Source organism: Kribbella sp. NPDC005582 (genome assembly GCF_040605415.1).
In the GTDB taxonomy this organism is placed as follows: domain Bacteria; phylum Actinomycetota; class Actinomycetes; order Propionibacteriales; family Kribbellaceae; genus Kribbella.
Genome location: NZ_JBEXCU010000001.1, coordinates 1,805,188 through 1,820,853 on the forward strand (window position 1 = coordinate 1,805,188; position 15,666 = coordinate 1,820,853).

Below are 15,666 nucleotides of genomic sequence, written 5' to 3' on the forward strand. Positions count from 1 at the left end.
GCACTCCTCTCGACAGGAGGACCGGCCGTGCCCGCCTTCCGGTTCACGCACTTCCTGACGGCCTTCGCCGTCGCCCTGCCCCTGGCGCTGATCCAGAGCGCTCCGCCCTCGACTGCGGCGACCGCCGCCCCTGCGCCACCCGAACCGGACAGCTACGCCCTCCAGGCCCGCCGGGCCGGGCATCGCATCGAGGTGCCCGAGCAGCGCACGACCTCCCGTGAGGTCTACGTGAACCCGGACGGCTCGCACACGATGGTTCAGCACGTCGCTCCGGTGCGGACCTCCGCCGGGACCGGAATCGACCTGACGCTGCGCGCCGGCAAGGACGGCAGAGTCCGCCCCGCAGCCGCCGACACCGGGCTGGCGTTGTCCGGCGGTGGTCCAGGTGCGGGCCTGGTCAGCCTGGGCAACCGGTTACGCCTCGGGTGGCCCGGAGTCTTGCCGAAGCCCGTGCTGAGCGGTGACACCGCGACGTACGCCGAGGTCCTGCCCGGCGTCGACCTGCGGATGCAGGCGCGATCGACCGGCTTCGCCAAGGCACTGATCGTCAAGAACCGCGCGGCGGCGAACAACCCGGCGCTGCGCGAGCTGCGCTTCACGCTGACCGGCAGCGGGCTGTCGTTCCGCCACCAGCCGGACGGTACGACGCTGGCCACGGATCGGCGCGGCCGGGTCGTCTACACGTCCGGTCAGCCGTTGATGTGGGACTCCGCCCCGGAACCGGCGACGGTTGGCGCGGCGTCCTCGCTGACCGGCGGCGTGCTGACGATCCGCCCCGACCAGAGCCTGCTGACCGCGCCCACGACGACGTACCCGGTCACCATCGATCCGTCCTGGGACGAGTCCGCGAACGACCTGTGGACGCACATCAACGAGGACCACGTCGACCAGAGTTACTGGGACTACGACCGGGCTCAGGGCGCCAAGGTCGGTGAAGCGTGGGGCGCCGACACCGACACGTACCGATCGCTGTTCAACTTCAGCACCGCCGGACTCAACGGCGCCCGGATCACGAAGGCCGTCTTCAAGATCGTGCTGGACCACTCGCCGGACGGCACTCCCTACCCCGTCGATCTGTATCAGACCAGTCCGATCAGCCGGGCCGGCGACGTGACGTGGCGCAACACCACGTGGCTCGGCTTCCTCGGCCAGGTGAAGGGACATGCCAAGGACTCCGAACCCGACATGTCGATGGGCTGGGAGACCTCGGAGCTGAAGGCCCTGTTCCAGGGGATCGCGGACCGCGGCGAGCAGCGGGTGTCCCTGGGGCTGAAGGCACCGGAGGAGCAGAACCCGTACCAGTGGAAGCGGTTCCGCGGCGAGACCGCGAACATCGTGATCAACTACAACAACGCGCCGCGGATGCCGCTGAAGGTGAACTTCGACTACCCGAAGCGCTGCGGGACCGCGGCCGCCCCGACCGCGATCAACACCGCGAGCCCGGCCTTCTCCGGGGTCGCGGGCGATCCGGACGGCGACTCGCTGGTCAACCGGCTGGAGATCCACCGCGCGGGCGACGACAGCACGGTCTACAGCCAGAACTCCGGGATCACCAGCAACGGCGCCGCGTTCACCTGGTCACCGGTTCCGGCCGGCACGCTGAGCGGCGGTACGCCGTACTACTACACGGCGCGCAGCGACGACCAGGTGCCGGACGACGGGATCGACTACGGTCCGCCGAGCCCGCGCTGCTACTTCACGATCGACAGCACCGCGCCGGGCGCACCGACGGCGATGTCGACGGACTTCCCGAAGGGCCTCCCCGGCAAACCGGCCCGGGAGGTGGGCATCGTCAAGCTCAGCCCGGCCGCGGGCGACAGCGACGTCTCGGAGTACCTGTACGGCTTCAGCGCGGACCGGGTGCTGCTGACGATCAAGGCCAAGCCGGACGGAACCGCCGACCTCCCGGTCAGCGTGAACACCAGCGCGCGGCTGTGGGTCCGCGCGGTCGACCGAGCCGGCAACCCGGGGCCGCTGATGAAGGAGACCTACGTCCTGCTCGCGAAGGCCAACCCGGCGACCACGCCGGTGCGCGGCGACATCAACGGCGACGGGGCGGCCGATGTCGCGATGGTGCTCGACCAGGGCTACGGCCGGACCACGGTCTGGAACGTCGACAGCATGAACGGGAGCTTCGCCACCGGCACGATCTCGTGGGACAGCAAGAACAACGGCGGCTTCGCCTTGTCCCGCAGCCGCCCGGTCCGCGGCGACTTCACCAAGGACGGCCGGACCGATGTGGCGTTCTTCCGCGACGAGCCCGGCCGGCGAGTGGCGCTGTACACGTTGCCGTCCGACGGCAACCGGTACGACGCTCCCTCCACCCCGGTCTGGAAGGCGGCGCAGCCGGACTGGACGATCGCCACCGCACACGTCAGCGCCGGCGACCTGACCGGTGACGATGCGGATGACATCGCCGTACAGCTGAACACCGGCAACGGCACCTGGCGGGTGGTCGTGTACTCGGGCAGCAACCTGTCTGCACCTGTTCAGTGGCTGCAGACCACGGCCTCGGGCGGGGACTGGTCCGCGACCCAGCCGGTACTGGCCGATGTCGACGGCGACAAGAGGGACGACCTGGTCGTGTTCCGGAAGCTGGGGGCCTGCCGGACCGTAGCTGACGTGTACCGCTCGACCGGGGCCGGCTTCGCCGCGCCGACCACGGCGTACGACGGGGACTACTGCCTGGACAAGGGCCATCTGGAGGTCGGCGATGTCGATGCCGACGGCAAGGATGACGTGGTCTCGGTGTACGACAACGGCACCGGCACGACGCTGAAGGTGCTCCGTTCGACCGGGACGACGTACACGGTGGCGGACTGGTGGACCGGTGCCGGCGTGGACCCGCTGCGAACCGCCTTGCAGATCGGCGATTTCGACCGCGACCAGAAGGCCGACGCGGCGCTGATCACCTCGCTCGACGGCGGCGGTCGTGAGGTCTCGCGGTTGCGTTCCACCGGTACGGCGTTCACCGCGCCGGTGAGCGATTGGAAGGAGACTGCGGTCGGCGCCGGCAGCGGGCCGAAGTTCGACCTGGAGCCACGGACGTACGAGCTGGTGTCACGCAATAGCGGCAAGTGCATGGAGGTGGCCGGCGCGAGTCAGACCGACCCGGCATCGATCCAGCAGTGGGACTGCTTCAACGGGCTGCACCAGAGGTTCCGCGTGGTCCCGGTGGCCGGCACCGAGCAGTACGAGCTGCAGATGGTGCATGAGCGGGTGGATCCTGCCGACGGCAAGCCCCGCTGCGTGGACGTGGGTGCGGAAAGTGTCGCCGACGGCGCACCGATGGTGCAGTGGAAATGCCGAGGGACAGGTAATCAGCAAGTGCTGCTGGACTATGTCGAGGGCAGCAGCTACGACACCGTGTTCCGGGTCCGGTTCGCGCACAGCGACAAGTGCGCCGCCGTCGAGAACGCCGGTACGGCGAACGGTGCGAAGGTGATCCAGAAGACGTGCGCCGGCGTACCCGAGCAGCAGTGGATCTTGCGGGCCGCACTGAACTCGACCCAGCTCGACGGACGGTACAAGATCGGCGACCTCCGCAACGAGAAGGGCGACTACGTCCTCGACATCGAGAACTGCACGCCGTCGAGCGGGGTCCAGATCTGGGACTGGATTCCGGCCAGCGCCTGCCAGCGCTGGCAGCTCAAACCACTCGGCGACGACGTGTACCAGATCATCGACCCGTCGTCGGGTTCCGCGCTCCAGGTCGACAGCTGTTCCCGGGAACCCGCGACGAGTCTGGTGGTGACTCCGGTCGACTCGTCGGAATGCCAGCGGTGGCGGATCGAACCCGCGGTGGACGGCAGCTGGACGATCCAGCAGGCCGACACCGGCTTCACGATGGACATCCCCGGGTGTGATCCGGGCAAGGTCGATCATCTGATCACCTGGCACTACTGGAACGGGAGCTGCCAGCGTTGGGGGCTCACCAAGATGTAGTCAGAGCGGCAGGACCGTGGTTCGGTGGTGGTGTTCGAAGACCACCGAGCTGCGGATGTCGGCGATCTCCTGGCGTTTGGCGAGGTCGAGGACCAGGTCGCGGAGTTGCTGGGTGTCCTTGACGGCGACGTGGGCGAGGAAGTCGGAGGCGCCGGAGACCATGAACATGTCGAGGGTCTGCGGGAGCTGCATCACGTAGTCGGAGAAGGCGGTGGCGACAGCCATCGCCTGGGGGCGCAGCTTGATCGAGATGATCGCCTGGGTGGCGCGGTCGATCGCCTTGAGGTCGACGGCCGCGTGGTAGCCGCTGATCACGCCGCGCTCGCGCAGTGAGCGGATCCGCTCGAGGCAGGTGGACGGGGCGATACCGAGTTCGGCGGCCATCTCGCGGTTGGTGCGGCGGGCGTCGTTCTGCAGGATCCGCAGTAACGCCGTATCAAGTTCGTCCATGACCACGATTTTCGCAGATCTGCCGAACGATGTTCGGCGACCGCTTCAGATCGTCGTACGTCGGGGTAGGTTCCCGCCGTGCTGACGAACAAGATCGTGGTGGTGATCGCGGCCGAGTCCCCGGTCGGCGTTGCTCTGAACACTGCGGCGCTGCTCGGCGTCGCGCTCGGCCACTGGCATGCCGACACGGTCGGCGCCGACACCGTGGACGCCGGCGGTCATCCGCACACCGGCATGTCGGCGTACCCGATCCCGGTGTTGAAGGCATCCGCCGAGCGGCTGCACGAGCTGCGCGCGCAGGCCGCCGCCCGCGACGACGTGGTGGTGCACGACATGAACCAGATCGCGCAGCGGGCCCGGACCTATCAGCAGTTCAGCGAGACGTTGGGCGGCACCAAGCCCGAGGATGTCGAGTACCTCGGTCTGGCCGTCTACGGTCCGCGGCAGGCGGTCGACTCGCTGACCGGAGCTCTCGCGCTCTACCGGTAAATGTGGTTGCCAGCGCGGGAGGCGACTGGCTACGGTGCAGGTCCACGCGGAAGGAGGTGAGTGCGATGTCGTACCGAACCGTCGCGCTGCCCGTCCGCCGCACCCGCGGTTGAGGTCGGGCGGCTCCACTACAGGAGTATTCGCATGACCGAAGTACCGCGTCCGCCGCTGACCGCACCTGAGCGCGAGCAGCTGATCGGATGGCTGGATCACCAGCGATCCTTCGTCCGGATGAAGTGCGCCGGACTCTCCGAAGAAGATGCCCACCGCAACGTTGTTCCGACGTCGCCGCTGATGACGACGGCCGGTCTCGTCGCCCACCTGCGCTGGAACGAGTACGCCTGGTTCCAGCTCAGCATGCTCGGTGTCCCCGACACCGGTCAGACCCCGTGGACCGAGGGCGGCCATCCCGACGCCGAGATGCTGGTCGACGACGTACCGATCGCCCAGCTCCTCGACGAGTACGAAGCGGAGTGCGCGCGATCGAATGCGGCCATCGCCGACCTTCCCCTCGACGCGCTCGAGAAGGGCACCGGGAACGGCGATCCGGCCTCGCTGCGCTACGTCCTCTGCCACCTGATCGAGGAGACCGCCCGGCACGTCGGGCACCTCGACATCATTCGTGAACTGATCGACGGCCGAACCGGCTACACCACACTTGAGGAGACTGCATGAGACCACCCCTGACCGGTGACGAACGAACTCAGCTCGTCGGCTGGCTGGACCACCTTCGCTCGCTCGTTCGCGTGAAGTGCGAAGGCCTGAGTGAGGCCGATGCGCATCGCGTGGTGCTCCCCACCTCGCCGCTCACCAACGTCGCCGCTCTGGTCGCACATCTGCGCTGGGTGGAGTACTCGTGGTTCCAGATGAATCTCGCCGGAGTTCCCGACACCGGACAGACGCCGTGGACGCCGGACGGGCATCCCGACGCCGAGATGCTGGTCGACGACGTACCGCTGGCCCAGTTGCTCGACGAGTACGACGCCGAAACCGCGCGGTCGAACGAAGTCGTGGCCGCGATGGACCTCGGTGATCTCGAGCGGGCGGCCGTTCGCGAGAGCGGACAGGCCTCGGTGCGGTTCGTGCTCTGCCACCTCATCGAGGAGACCGCCCGGCACCTCGGGCACCTCGACATCGTCCGCGAACTGCTCGACGGGAACACGGGCTACGAGTCGATGAACTGACCACCATTCCGGGCCGGAGACGAAGGAGATCTCCGGCCCGGTTCCGGTCCCGCCGAAGGGTGGATAGGATGTCCGGGATCTGGCACGGGGTAGCGACAAGAGGTGTGATGAGGGAACCCTCCGTACGCCGTTATTCCGGGCGATCGGTCGAGGAGTGGAAGGCAGCGCGCCGGGAGCGACTACTGGCCGCCGCGGTGGAGTTGTTCGGGACCGAGGGGTACCCGGCGACATCGGTGGAACGCCTGTGTACACAGGCGAAAGTATCGACGCGGCACTTCTACCACGAGTTTCAGAACAAGGAAGCCGTGCTGCTCGCGGTGCACGCGCAGGTGATCGAGCTGACCGTCCGCAACACCGGGGACGCGATCCGGCGGACCGCCGGCCGGCCGGTGCGCGAACGCATCACCGCGGCCGTCGACAGCTATCTGAAAACGATCATGGCCGATCTACGCCGGGCACGGATCTCGTTCGTCGAGGTGGTCGGCACCAGTCCGGCGGTCGAGGAACAGCGGCTCGCCTTTCGCGATCTGCTGATCGCGAGTGTGCGCGACCTCGGCGACAGCGCGGCGGAGAAGGGCGAGATCGACCGCCGGGACTTCCGGTTCGTCGGCCTGAGCTTCTTCGGCGCGGTGAACGCGGTGGTCTCCGACTGGATGCTCGCGGACCCACGGCCGCCCGAGCAGAAGGTGCAGAATTCCCTGCGGGAACTGGCGATTCAGCTCATGACGAGCTGAACCGCTTGCGCAGTTCGTCGAGGGCGTCGTCGCGCGTCATCGCGGCCGCGTCGCCGTACATCGTCTCGAACGCGTCGCCACCCAGCAGCTCACGGAGCTGTTCGGTGACGACGCGGACATCGGCGTCCGGCACGGTGCGCATGCCGCGCAGCGCGGCCGCCAGGCCGAGGGTTCGCGCGGCCGGTTCCAGGTCGCCCGACCCGAGGTCGACCTCGGCCGCCATGTCGACGATCGACGCGGTGACCGGCATGTCCGAGCTGCCCAAAGCAGTCTCGACCGCCTCGCGGCTGCTTGCCCGAGCCTGCTCTAGCTCGCCGCGGCGGAGGTCGATGCGGGCGGACTGGGCCAGCAGCATCGCCATGACCTGTGGGGCCATCCGTTCGTAGGCGTCGCCGAGCCTGGTGCGGGCGCGAACGATCAGATCCTTCGCCTCGTCGAGCCGTCCGGCGCGCACCTCGATCCGGGAGAAGCCGAACAGCGACATCGCCTCGCCCTCGCGGGAGCCGTTCTCCTCGGCCATCCGCAGCGCCTGCAGCTGCATCGCCCGCGCCCCGTCGAAGTCGCCGAGCTCGAGCCGGCTGATCGCGGCCGAACCGAGCAGCTGTCCCATGCCTTCGGTGCTGCCGAGCTCCTCGAACAGGCTCATCGACTCTTCCAGCGAAACCAACGCCGCTTGGTGATCGCCGCGAGCGGCTTGCAGACTCGCCAGCCCGCGCAGGGCCATCGAGGTCCCCCAGCGATCGCCGAGACTACGGAAACCTTCGAGCGCGACGCCCAGGTCGGCGTCCATCTGAACGGGTTCGCCCTCGTTGTCGCGGAACATCGCCAGCAGCAGCGCGGCCATGTGCCGGGTCCACGGGTCCGGATTCTCCCGCGCGGCCTCGAGCTCGGCGAACGACGTCGCGGTGTCGCGCCGGATCGCCGCCCACATCGCGTTCGTGAACCGGCCGACGGCAGACTCGTGGACGTGCTGGTGCCGCCGCGACAGCATCCGGACCTCGGCCAGACAGCGCAACGCCTTGGGAATCATCTCCACCGTGTTCTCCTCGGTGGACATGGTGCCGAAGGCAAGCATCATCAGCGTTGTCGCGCGCTCGACCGGCGCACTCGGTCCCGGTACGGCGAGCGCTGCGCGCATCCAGGCGACCGCCTCGGCCGGGCGGCCGCTCATGTTCCAGAGCTCGGCCAGCGCAGACACCATCTGTACGGCGTTCCGCGCCGAACCGGAGTCGATCGCACTGCGCAGCGCGTCGATCAGGTTGTCGTGGTCCGCCTTCAACCGGGCGATCCAGTCGACCTGGGCACGGGTCCGCAGGTTCGGCCACGCCTCCCGCAGCAACCGCCGGAAGTAGTCGGTGTGCGCTGCGCGGAACCGATCGCGCTCACCAGCGGCCGCGAGCTGCTCGGCGCCGTACGCGCGCACTGTCTCCAGCATCCGGTAGCGCACCGACCGCTCACCGGCGGCTGCCTCGACCAACGATTTGTCGACCAGCGAAGCCAGTACGCCGAGCACCGCCTCAGGCGGGAGGTTCTCGTCGCTGCAGACCTGCTCGGCGGCCTCCAGCGAGGCGCCACCGGAGAACAGCGAGAGCCGGCGAGCCACCGCCTGCTCATCGGCATCGAGCAGGTCCCAGCTCCACTCGACGACCGCACGCAGCGTCTGGTGCCTGGGCAAAGCGGTCCGGGAACCGCTGGTCAGCAAGCGAAAGCGGTCCGCGAGCCGTTCGACGATGAGTTCGGGCGTGAGGGCACGCAATCGTGCTGCGGCAAGCTCGATCGCGAGCGGCATACCGTCGAGCCGGCGACAGATCTCGGCGACCGCGGCGCGGTTGGCGTCGGTGAGCGCGAAGTCCGGCCGCACTGCGCGGGCCCGGTCGATGAACAGCTGCACGGCCGGGTACTCGTCACTCGGTGAGTCCTCGGGCGGCAGGCCCAGGGGTCCGACCGCGTGCAGGTGCTCGCCGGGGATGCTGAGCGGCTCGCGACTCGTGGCCAGCACCCGCAGCCGCGGGCAGACCGCGAGCAGCGAGTCGACCAGGCCGGCGACCTCCTGCACCAGGTGTTCGCAGTTGTCGAGGACGAGCAGGATCCGGCGGTCCGCGATCACCTCGACCAGGCGCTCGGTGGCAGCCCGGCTTGCTCGCACCTGCTTGGGCACGAGACTCGACGGTGGCGTCAGATCGACGTACTCACTGGCTCCCAGCGTCGACAGTACGGCGGGGGCCACGTCGGCCGCGTCACCGAGTGGCGCGAGCTCGACGAACCAGATGCCGTCACCGCTCTGCTCGACCAGGGTCCGACCGGTCTCGGTCGCCAACCGGGTCTTCCCGGCGCCACCGGGGCCGACCATGGTGACGAGTCGAGTGCCGTCGCTGAGCAGACGGCTCAACTCGGAGACGTCCTCGCGACGGCCGACGAAGCTGGTGAGCGGTGCGCGCAGATTGCTCCGCGGTTCAGCCGGCGGCGGCGCCGGAGCGCTGACCGCGACCGGGTCGACCGCATCACCACGCAGTACGGCGACATGGACCTCACGGAGTCGTGCACCCGGATCCGCGCCGAGCTCGTCGGCGAGCGTCGTACGGACTCGTTCGTACGCCGACAGCGCCTCGGCTTGGCGGCCGTCGGCGTACAGGGCGCGGATGAGGAGCTCGTGGAGGCGTTCGCGGAGTGGATGCGTGACGGCGAGTTGCTCGAGCTCGGTGATCAGGTCGCGGGCCCGGCCGCAGCTGACTGCCGCCTCGGCGAGGTCCTCGGCCGCGCCGAGCCGGAGCTCGGTCAGGCGGTCCGCCTCGATCGCGGCGAACGGAAGGTCACGCAGGTCGGCGAGCGCTTCGCCACGCCACAGCTTCTCGGCCTGGGTGAGCAGTTTGTGGGCCTGCTCCGGATCGGCTCCGAGCACCGCGCGGCCCCGGCGTACCAGGTCTTCGAACTGCTGTGCGTCGACGCAGTCCGGACCGATGGTCAGCGTGTAGCCGGCCGGACCCGACTGAATCGAGATGCTCGACTCCGTGACCGGCAGACTCGAGCGCAACCGGGACACCAGCGACTGCAACGCGTTGGCGCTCGGTGCCGCCGTACCCCAGAGGCCGTCCACCAGAGTCTCGACACTGACCGGCCGCCCCGCACTCAACGCGAGCCGCGCGAGCAGCCCACGCAGGCGAACGCCGCGGACGTCGAGCGGAGTCCCGTCGGCCGCCCACATCGCGAGAGGACCGAGCACCGCTATGCGCACCTACCCAGCCTCGCACATCGACGTACCGAGGGCCCTGCCTTTTGTCATCTCGCTCGCTTATTGTCGACTGTCGTGACCGAACTCGCCGCGCAGACGCAAACCGCCCTCACCCGACTCGTCGCCGATCGCCAGGCCAAAGGCCGTGTTCCCGGAGTGGTGGGCGCTGTCGCTCGCGCCGGGTCGCTGGTCTGGTCGCACGGCGCCGGCTCCGCCGATCTGGACACTCCCGGAGTGCCGCCGACCGCGGACTCGCAGTTCCTGATCGCCTCGCAGAGCAAGACCCTGACGGCGGTCGCCGTCCTGGCGCTGCGCGACGAGGGCAAACTCAGCCTGGACGACCCGCTCGAGACGCACGTGCCGGAGAGCAAGCACGGCGGCGTCACCATCCGGCAGATGCTCAGCCACGCCAGCGGCATGCAGCGCGAACCGGTCGGCGACGTCTGGGACCTGATGAAGTTCCCCGACCGCGAGGAACTCGTCTCCGGCTGGAACGAGGCCGACCGGATCGGCAAGCCGCACCACCGCTTCCACTACTCGAACCTGGTCTACGCACTGCTCGGCGAGGTCGTCGCCCGGCTCGACGGCAAGCCCTGGTACGACGCGATCAAGGCCCGGATCCTGGACCCGCTGGAGATGCGCCGGACCACGGTCGGGATGGACGGTGGACCGGCCGCGACCGGGTACTACGTGCCGCCGTTCTCCGACGTACCGGTGCGTGAGCCGCTGCTCGACATCAAGGCGATGGCGGCCTGCGGCGGCCTGGCCAGTACGGCGGAAGACCTGGCCAAGTGGGGCATGTTCGTCGCGAACCCGGTCTCCGAGGTGTTGTCCCCGGACACTCTCGAGGAGATGTGCCAGGTCCAGATCATGGCCGACACCGCCCGCTGGCAGCTCGCCTTCGGCCTCGGCTTCATGCTGTTCCGCGTCGACAACGAGCTGTACGTCGGCCACGACGGCGGCATGCCCGGTCACATCACCTCGACCTTCGTCCACCGCGCCTCCGGCACCGCCGGCATCTGCCTGCAGTCGTCGACCTCGGCGCCGGCTCCCTCGGCCCTCGCGATCGACCTGATCACCAAGACCCTGGAGCTCGACCCGCTGCCCGCCGACCCGTGGCTCCCCGGTACGCCGGTCCCGGACGAACTGAGCGGCGTACTGGGCACGTGGTGGACCGAGGGCTCGCCGTTCAACTTCCAGGTCAAGGCCGGCGTACTGCAGGCCAAGTCACCGGCCGCCGCCGACTGGCAAGCCCCCGCCGTCTTCGAGCGAATCGCGGACGACACCTACCGCACCGTCTCCGGCCGCGAAACCGGCGAACTCCTCACCATCACGAGAGACGCCACCGGCACCCCGGTGAAGTTGCACTGGGCAACTTACCTCTGCACCCGCGAACCCCTCGCCTTCGCCGACATCCCCCACTGACCACAAGAACGGATATCCGTCCGTGTTGCCCCTTCTTCCCCCTGTATACGAGCGGAGAAGGGGCAACGGGAGGGGATATCCGTTGGTGTGGTGGATCGGTCAGGTGCGGCGGCGGTAGGCGCGGATGGCCAGGGGGGCGAAGACGGCTACCAGGCCGATCATCCAGGCCAGGGTGACCAGGAGCGGTTTCTGGATCGCGCCGCCGCCCATCAGGGCACGTTCCAGGTCGACCAGGTACGGGATCGGGCTGACCTTGGCGAAGGCCTGCAGGAAGCCGGGCATGGTGCTGGTCGGGGCGAAGATGTTGCTGCCGAAGGTGAGCGGGAACATCACCAGGAACGCGATGCCCTGGACGCCTTGCGCGGTCTTCATGGTCAGGCCGAGCCAGACCCAGATCCAGCACATCGCCAGCGCGAAGCCGAGCACGATGACCAGTCCGAGCAGGCCGTAGCCGAGGCCGTTGTGGAACCGGAAACCGAGCGCGAAACCGGTCCCCATCAGGATCACGATCGAGAGCGTGTAGCGGACGGCGTCGCCCAGGACGGCGCCGATCAGCGGTGAGATGCGGGCGATCGGGAGACTGCGGAAGCGGTCGAAGACGCCCTTGGCGAAGTCGTCGTTCAGGCCGACGCCGGTGCCCATCGTGGAGAAGACGACCGTCTGGACGAGCAGGCCGGGGAGCAGGAAGGGCAGGTAGCCCTTCCAGCCGGCGCCCTGGGCGATCGCGCCGCCGAAGACGAACAGGAACAGCACCAGGAAGATGATCGGCTGGAACGTCACGTCCGCCAGGGCTTCGGGGTTCTGCCGGATCCGGACGATGTTGCGCCAGGCAAGTGTCAGGCTCTGCTGCACCCAGGCGAACGGACGAGACCGGTGTTCCACCGGCGGAATGCTGTCGAGAGTCGCGGTGGTCATCGGTTCGCTCCTTCCAGTACGGCGGGCTGTTCTTCGGCGGCGTGTCCGGTCAGGGCGAGGAAGACCTCGTCCAGACTGGGCAGCCGCAGCGCCAGTTCGGTGACGGCGATCCCGGCCTCGTCGAGGCGGCGGACCACCACGGGCAGCGCCGTACCGTCGGTGACCGGGGCGCTGACCAGCGCGTTCACGACGTCGACGCTCGGGCGGACGCCGACCGCTTCGGCGACGATCGCGGCGACGCGTTCGAGGTGAGCCGGCTCGGACGGGCGGACGTCGAGGGTCTGCTTCCCAGCCTGGGCCTTCAGCTCGGCAGGGCGTCCGGACGCGACCACGCGGCCCTTGTCGAACACCATCAGCGAGTCGGCCAGCGCGTCGGCTTCTTCGAGGTACTGCGTCGTGAGCAGCACCGTGGTGCCGTCCAGGACGAGCTCGCGGATCGTCTCCCAGACGCCGTTGCGGGCATGCGGGTCCAGACCCGTGGTGGGCTCGTCGAGATACAGGATGCGGGGGTTGCCGACCAGGCTCGCGGCCAGGTCGAGCCGGCGCCGCATGCCGCCCGAGTAGGTCTTGGCGATCCGGTCGCCGGCGTCGATCAGCTCGAAACGCTCGAGCAGCTTCTCGGCCCGAAGGCGAGAATCGGCCCGCGACATCCCGAGCAGCCGGCCGATCATGACCAGGTTGCGGCGGCCGGACATGTCCTCGTCGACCGACGCGTACTGCCCGGTCAGGCCGATGATCCCGCGGACCTTGGCGGCCTCCCGGACGACGTCGTACCCGCCGACCGTGGCGTGCCCGGCGTCGGGACGCAGCAGCGTGCCGAGGATCCGGACCGCTGTCGTCTTCCCCGCGCCGTTCGGCCCGAGCACTCCGAGCACTGTCCCGGTCGGGACAGTCAGGTCGACCCCGGCCAGCGCAGTCGTGTTGCCGTACTTCTTGACCAAGCCGACCGCCTCGATGGCGACCTGGTTCGATGGACTCATCGATTCCTCCCAGTTGACGTACTTCACTGGGACTACCGTCGCCTGGAGTGCTGGCACGGGCCTGGCACTGCTCTGGCACGGTCCTGGTTCAGCCGCTGAGCGGGACCACCTTGTTGGCGAGCAGCGCCTGGTACACCTCCGGGTTGTAGCGAGCCAGGTGGCCGCGGGCCCGGCGGCGGTACTTGAGGATCTGGCGGATACCGATCGCCCACAGCACGTACTGGAAGGCCAGCGCGTACTTGAAGTCACCGATGGTCTGCGGAGCGCCACCGGACGAGGCGTCGAGCAGGATGCCGACCATGCCGATGCAGATCAACGTGGCGATGAAGCCGCCGGTGTTGACCATCCCGTTGGCCGCACCGAAGCGGTTGCTCGGGTTGAAGGTCCGCGCGTAGTCGAGTCCGAGCATCGAGCCGGGTCCACCGGCCGCCTGAACCACGATCAGCAGCAGGAGCACCGGCATCGGCGCCTGTCCCGGCCACAGCAGTACGACGGTCCACATCAGCACCGAGCCGGCGATGACGGCCAGCACGATCCACGACCGGTAGAACGGGAACTTGGCGGCGTACCGGCCGACCAGTGGGCCGTAGCAGAGGCCCGCGAGCACCGGCAGGATGAGCATCGCCGCTGCGGTTCCGGGGGCGACGCCCTGGCCCTGCACGAGGAACGGGTAGCCCCAGAGCAGTCCGAACGTGCTGCCGGAGAAGCTGGTCGTGAAGTGCGTCCACAGCCCCAACCGCGTGCCCGGCTCCTGCCAGGCCCGACGGAGATTCTTGCGGACCTCGGTGACCGACTGCTTGGTGCGGCGGAGCGGTTCGTCGTACGGGGTGTTCTTCATCAGCACCAGTACGGCGAGGCCCGCGATCAGACTGAGGACACTGGCCCCGGCGAACGTCGGCGTCCACCCGAAGGCATGGAACGCAGCAGCCATCGGAGCGGTCGAGACGATCGCACCGATACCGCCGAGCATGCCGGTCGCCTGTGACATCACCGGCTGCCGCAGTGCGGGGAACCAGGACATGACGACGCGCAGCACGCTGATGAAGACCAGTGCGTCACCAACACCCAGTACGGCGCGCGCAGCGAGTGCGGCCGGGTACGAATCGACCATGCTGAACGCGGACTGCGCCACGAACAACAGTCCGGACGCAGCGACCAGCAGTCGCTTTGAGCCGTACCGGTCGAGCAGGACACCGACGGGCACCTGCATAGCGGCGTACACAGTCAGCTGTACGACGGTGAAGCTGGCGAGCGCGGACGCGGAGATGTGGAAACGCTCCGCGGCCTGCAGACCCGCCACACTCATCGAGCCGCGGTGCAGCACGGTCACCAGGTACGTGAAGACAGCAGTGGTCCACACCACCCAGGCACGCCGTCCGCCCAGGGGGAAGAGGAGTTCGGTCACCGAGTCCCCCGCAGGTCCGCCGCGGCGGAGTCGATGTGGGCGACGACCAGGTCCCGGAACCGCTTGACGCTGTTGCCACCGAGGGCCGCGATCAGCTCCTGGTGGTCGGTGATGGAGCGGTCCATCCGGGCCGGCTGCATCTCGATCCCGGGCACGCCCATCCGCACCTGACGGTCGCGCAGGCTGTTGTAGAGCTTGGCGAGAATTTCGTTGCCGGCGGCACCGACAATCGCCTCGTGGAAGGCCCGGTCGGCCTCCAGGAAGCTCTTCGCGTCACCGGCCTTGCGGTGCGCGCGCATCTCGTCGACGCGCTGCGACAGACTCTCGATCAGCTGCTTGCGCCGCGGCCAGACCTTGGCGGCCGCGTGCGTCTCGATCAGCTCCCGGGCCTCGAGCACGTCGTTGATCTCCTGCGGCAGCACCGGCAGCACCAGTGCGCCCCGCTTCGGGTACAGCTTGACCAGGCCGGACTCCTCCAGCCGCAGCAACGCCTCCCGGACCGGAGTGCGGGAGACGCCGACCGCGGTCGCCAGCTCGCCCTCCGTCAGCAGCTCCCCGCCGGGGTACACCCGGTCCAGGATCGCTGCCTTCACATACGCGTACACCCGCTCGGCGGCCGGGATCTTCTCCACTCCCGGCGCTGCCTCGACGACCACCCGAGCGATCTCGGCGGTTTCTTCCCCCAGCTCGAACTGCACAACCTCACCCTAGAACGCATTTGGTATCTCTGTTGTATCTATCGTACACCCACAAGAAATCCCCAAGTTATCCACAGGCTGATCCACATGATGTGGGTAACTGAGCGTGAACCGCCGAACCATCGGTAGTGACAAACGCAGGGTTTCCCCTGTCTTGGGGACAAACCTGACCACTTGTCAGTGCGGAGATTTAGAGTCACGGTTGTCGAGCG

At 68.5% G+C, this 15,666-nt stretch carries 12 protein-coding genes; 6 read left to right on the forward strand and 6 right to left on the reverse strand.

From position 1 onward, the window contains the following. Nucleotides 1-27: 27 nt before the first annotated feature. Complete coding sequence (locus ABZS29_RS08970; RefSeq protein ID WP_355459966.1) at nucleotides 28-3,945, forward strand: RICIN domain-containing protein; 3,918 nt, start codon at nucleotides 28-30, stop codon at nucleotides 3,943-3,945. On the opposite strand, the gene ABZS29_RS08975 is transcribed toward ABZS29_RS08970, so the two are convergent. Then, nucleotides 3,946-4,395 (reverse strand): Lrp/AsnC family transcriptional regulator, encoded by a 450-nt coding sequence (locus ABZS29_RS08975; RefSeq protein ID WP_355459968.1) that lies wholly within the window; start codon nucleotides 4,393-4,395, stop codon nucleotides 3,946-3,948. A gap of 78 nt (nucleotides 4,396-4,473) precedes the next feature. Between ABZS29_RS08975 and ABZS29_RS08980 the strand changes: the two genes are divergently transcribed. From ABZS29_RS08980 to ABZS29_RS08995, 4 genes are all read left to right on the forward strand, one after another. Further along, the gene (locus ABZS29_RS08980) at nucleotides 4,474-4,884 is read left to right on the forward strand and encodes a DUF2000 domain-containing protein (protein ID WP_355459970.1); all 411 of its coding nucleotides are present in this window, start codon (nucleotides 4,474-4,476) and stop codon (nucleotides 4,882-4,884) included. 144 nt (nucleotides 4,885-5,028) lie between these two features. Further along, a complete protein-coding gene (locus ABZS29_RS08985; RefSeq protein ID WP_355459972.1) occupies nucleotides 5,029-5,559 on the forward strand; it encodes a DinB family protein in 531 nt (176 codons plus the stop codon). Next, nucleotides 5,556-6,068, forward strand: a complete 513-nt coding sequence (locus ABZS29_RS08990; RefSeq protein ID WP_355459974.1) for a DinB family protein — start codon at nucleotides 5,556-5,558, stop codon at nucleotides 6,066-6,068. Before ABZS29_RS08985 ends, ABZS29_RS08990 begins: the two co-directional genes overlap by 4 nt. A 107-nt stretch (nucleotides 6,069-6,175) precedes the next feature. After that, nucleotides 6,176-6,802 (forward strand): TetR/AcrR family transcriptional regulator, encoded by a 627-nt coding sequence (locus ABZS29_RS08995; protein ID WP_355459976.1) that lies wholly within the window; start codon nucleotides 6,176-6,178, stop codon nucleotides 6,800-6,802. Here ABZS29_RS08995 and ABZS29_RS09000 read toward each other — a convergent pair. After that, nucleotides 6,789-10,034, reverse strand: coding sequence for a BTAD domain-containing putative transcriptional regulator (locus ABZS29_RS09000; RefSeq protein ID WP_355459978.1), 3,246 nt, complete (start codon nucleotides 10,032-10,034; stop codon nucleotides 6,789-6,791). The genes ABZS29_RS08995 and ABZS29_RS09000 overlap by 14 nt on opposite strands. A 72-nt stretch (nucleotides 10,035-10,106) precedes the next feature. Here ABZS29_RS09000 and ABZS29_RS09005 point away from each other — a divergent pair, with 72 nt between their 5' ends. After that, nucleotides 10,107-11,456 carry a serine hydrolase domain-containing protein gene (locus ABZS29_RS09005; RefSeq protein WP_355459980.1) on the forward strand — a complete coding sequence of 450 codons (1,350 nt, stop codon included), beginning with the start codon at nucleotides 10,107-10,109 and terminating at the stop codon, nucleotides 11,454-11,456. A 99-nt stretch (nucleotides 11,457-11,555) separates the two neighbouring features. On the opposite strand, the gene ABZS29_RS09010 is transcribed toward ABZS29_RS09005, so the two are convergent. The 4 genes from ABZS29_RS09010 to ABZS29_RS09025 all read right to left on the reverse strand — a co-directional run bounded on the left by ABZS29_RS09010 (nucleotide 11,556) and on the right by ABZS29_RS09025 (nucleotide 15,454). Continuing rightward, nucleotides 11,556-12,371 (reverse strand): ABC transporter permease, encoded by an 816-nt coding sequence (locus tag ABZS29_RS09010; protein WP_355459982.1) that lies wholly within the window; start codon nucleotides 12,369-12,371, stop codon nucleotides 11,556-11,558. Then, entirely contained in the window at nucleotides 12,368-13,351 is a 984-nt protein-coding gene (locus ABZS29_RS09015) for an ATP-binding cassette domain-containing protein (protein WP_355459984.1), read from the reverse strand. Before ABZS29_RS09015 ends, ABZS29_RS09010 begins: the two co-directional genes overlap by 4 nt. Nucleotides 13,352-13,439: 88 nt before the next feature. Further along, the gene (locus ABZS29_RS09020; protein WP_355459986.1) at nucleotides 13,440-14,756 is read right to left on the reverse strand and encodes an MFS transporter; all 1,317 of its coding nucleotides are present in this window, start codon (nucleotides 14,754-14,756) and stop codon (nucleotides 13,440-13,442) included. After that, nucleotides 14,753-15,454: a GntR family transcriptional regulator gene (locus ABZS29_RS09025; RefSeq protein ID WP_355459988.1), complete on the reverse strand. Its 702-nt coding sequence runs from the start codon at nucleotides 15,452-15,454 to the stop codon at nucleotides 14,753-14,755. The genes ABZS29_RS09020 and ABZS29_RS09025 overlap by 4 nt, the downstream gene beginning before the upstream one ends. Nucleotides 15,455-15,666: the final 212 nt, after the last annotated feature.

Bases quoted from the DNA above. Each gene is read 5' to 3' on its own strand.
- ABZS29_RS08990 (WP_355459974.1), top strand. From the start codon at position 5,556: ATGAGACCACCCCTGACCGGTGACGAACGAACTCAGCTCGTCGGCTGG.
- ABZS29_RS09010 (WP_355459982.1), bottom strand. From the start codon at position 12,371: ATGACCACCGCGACTCTCGACAGCATTCCGCCGGTGGAACACCGGTCT.
- ABZS29_RS09015 (WP_355459984.1), bottom strand. From the start codon at position 13,351: ATGAGTCCATCGAACCAGGTCGCCATCGAGGCGGTCGGCTTGGTCAAG.
- ABZS29_RS08985 (WP_355459972.1), top strand. From the start codon at position 5,029: ATGACCGAAGTACCGCGTCCGCCGCTGACCGCACCTGAGCGCGAGCAG.
- ABZS29_RS08995 (WP_355459976.1), top strand. From the start codon at position 6,176: ATGAGGGAACCCTCCGTACGCCGTTATTCCGGGCGATCGGTCGAGGAG.
- ABZS29_RS08975 (WP_355459968.1), bottom strand. From the start codon at position 4,395: ATGGACGAACTTGATACGGCGTTACTGCGGATCCTGCAGAACGACGCC.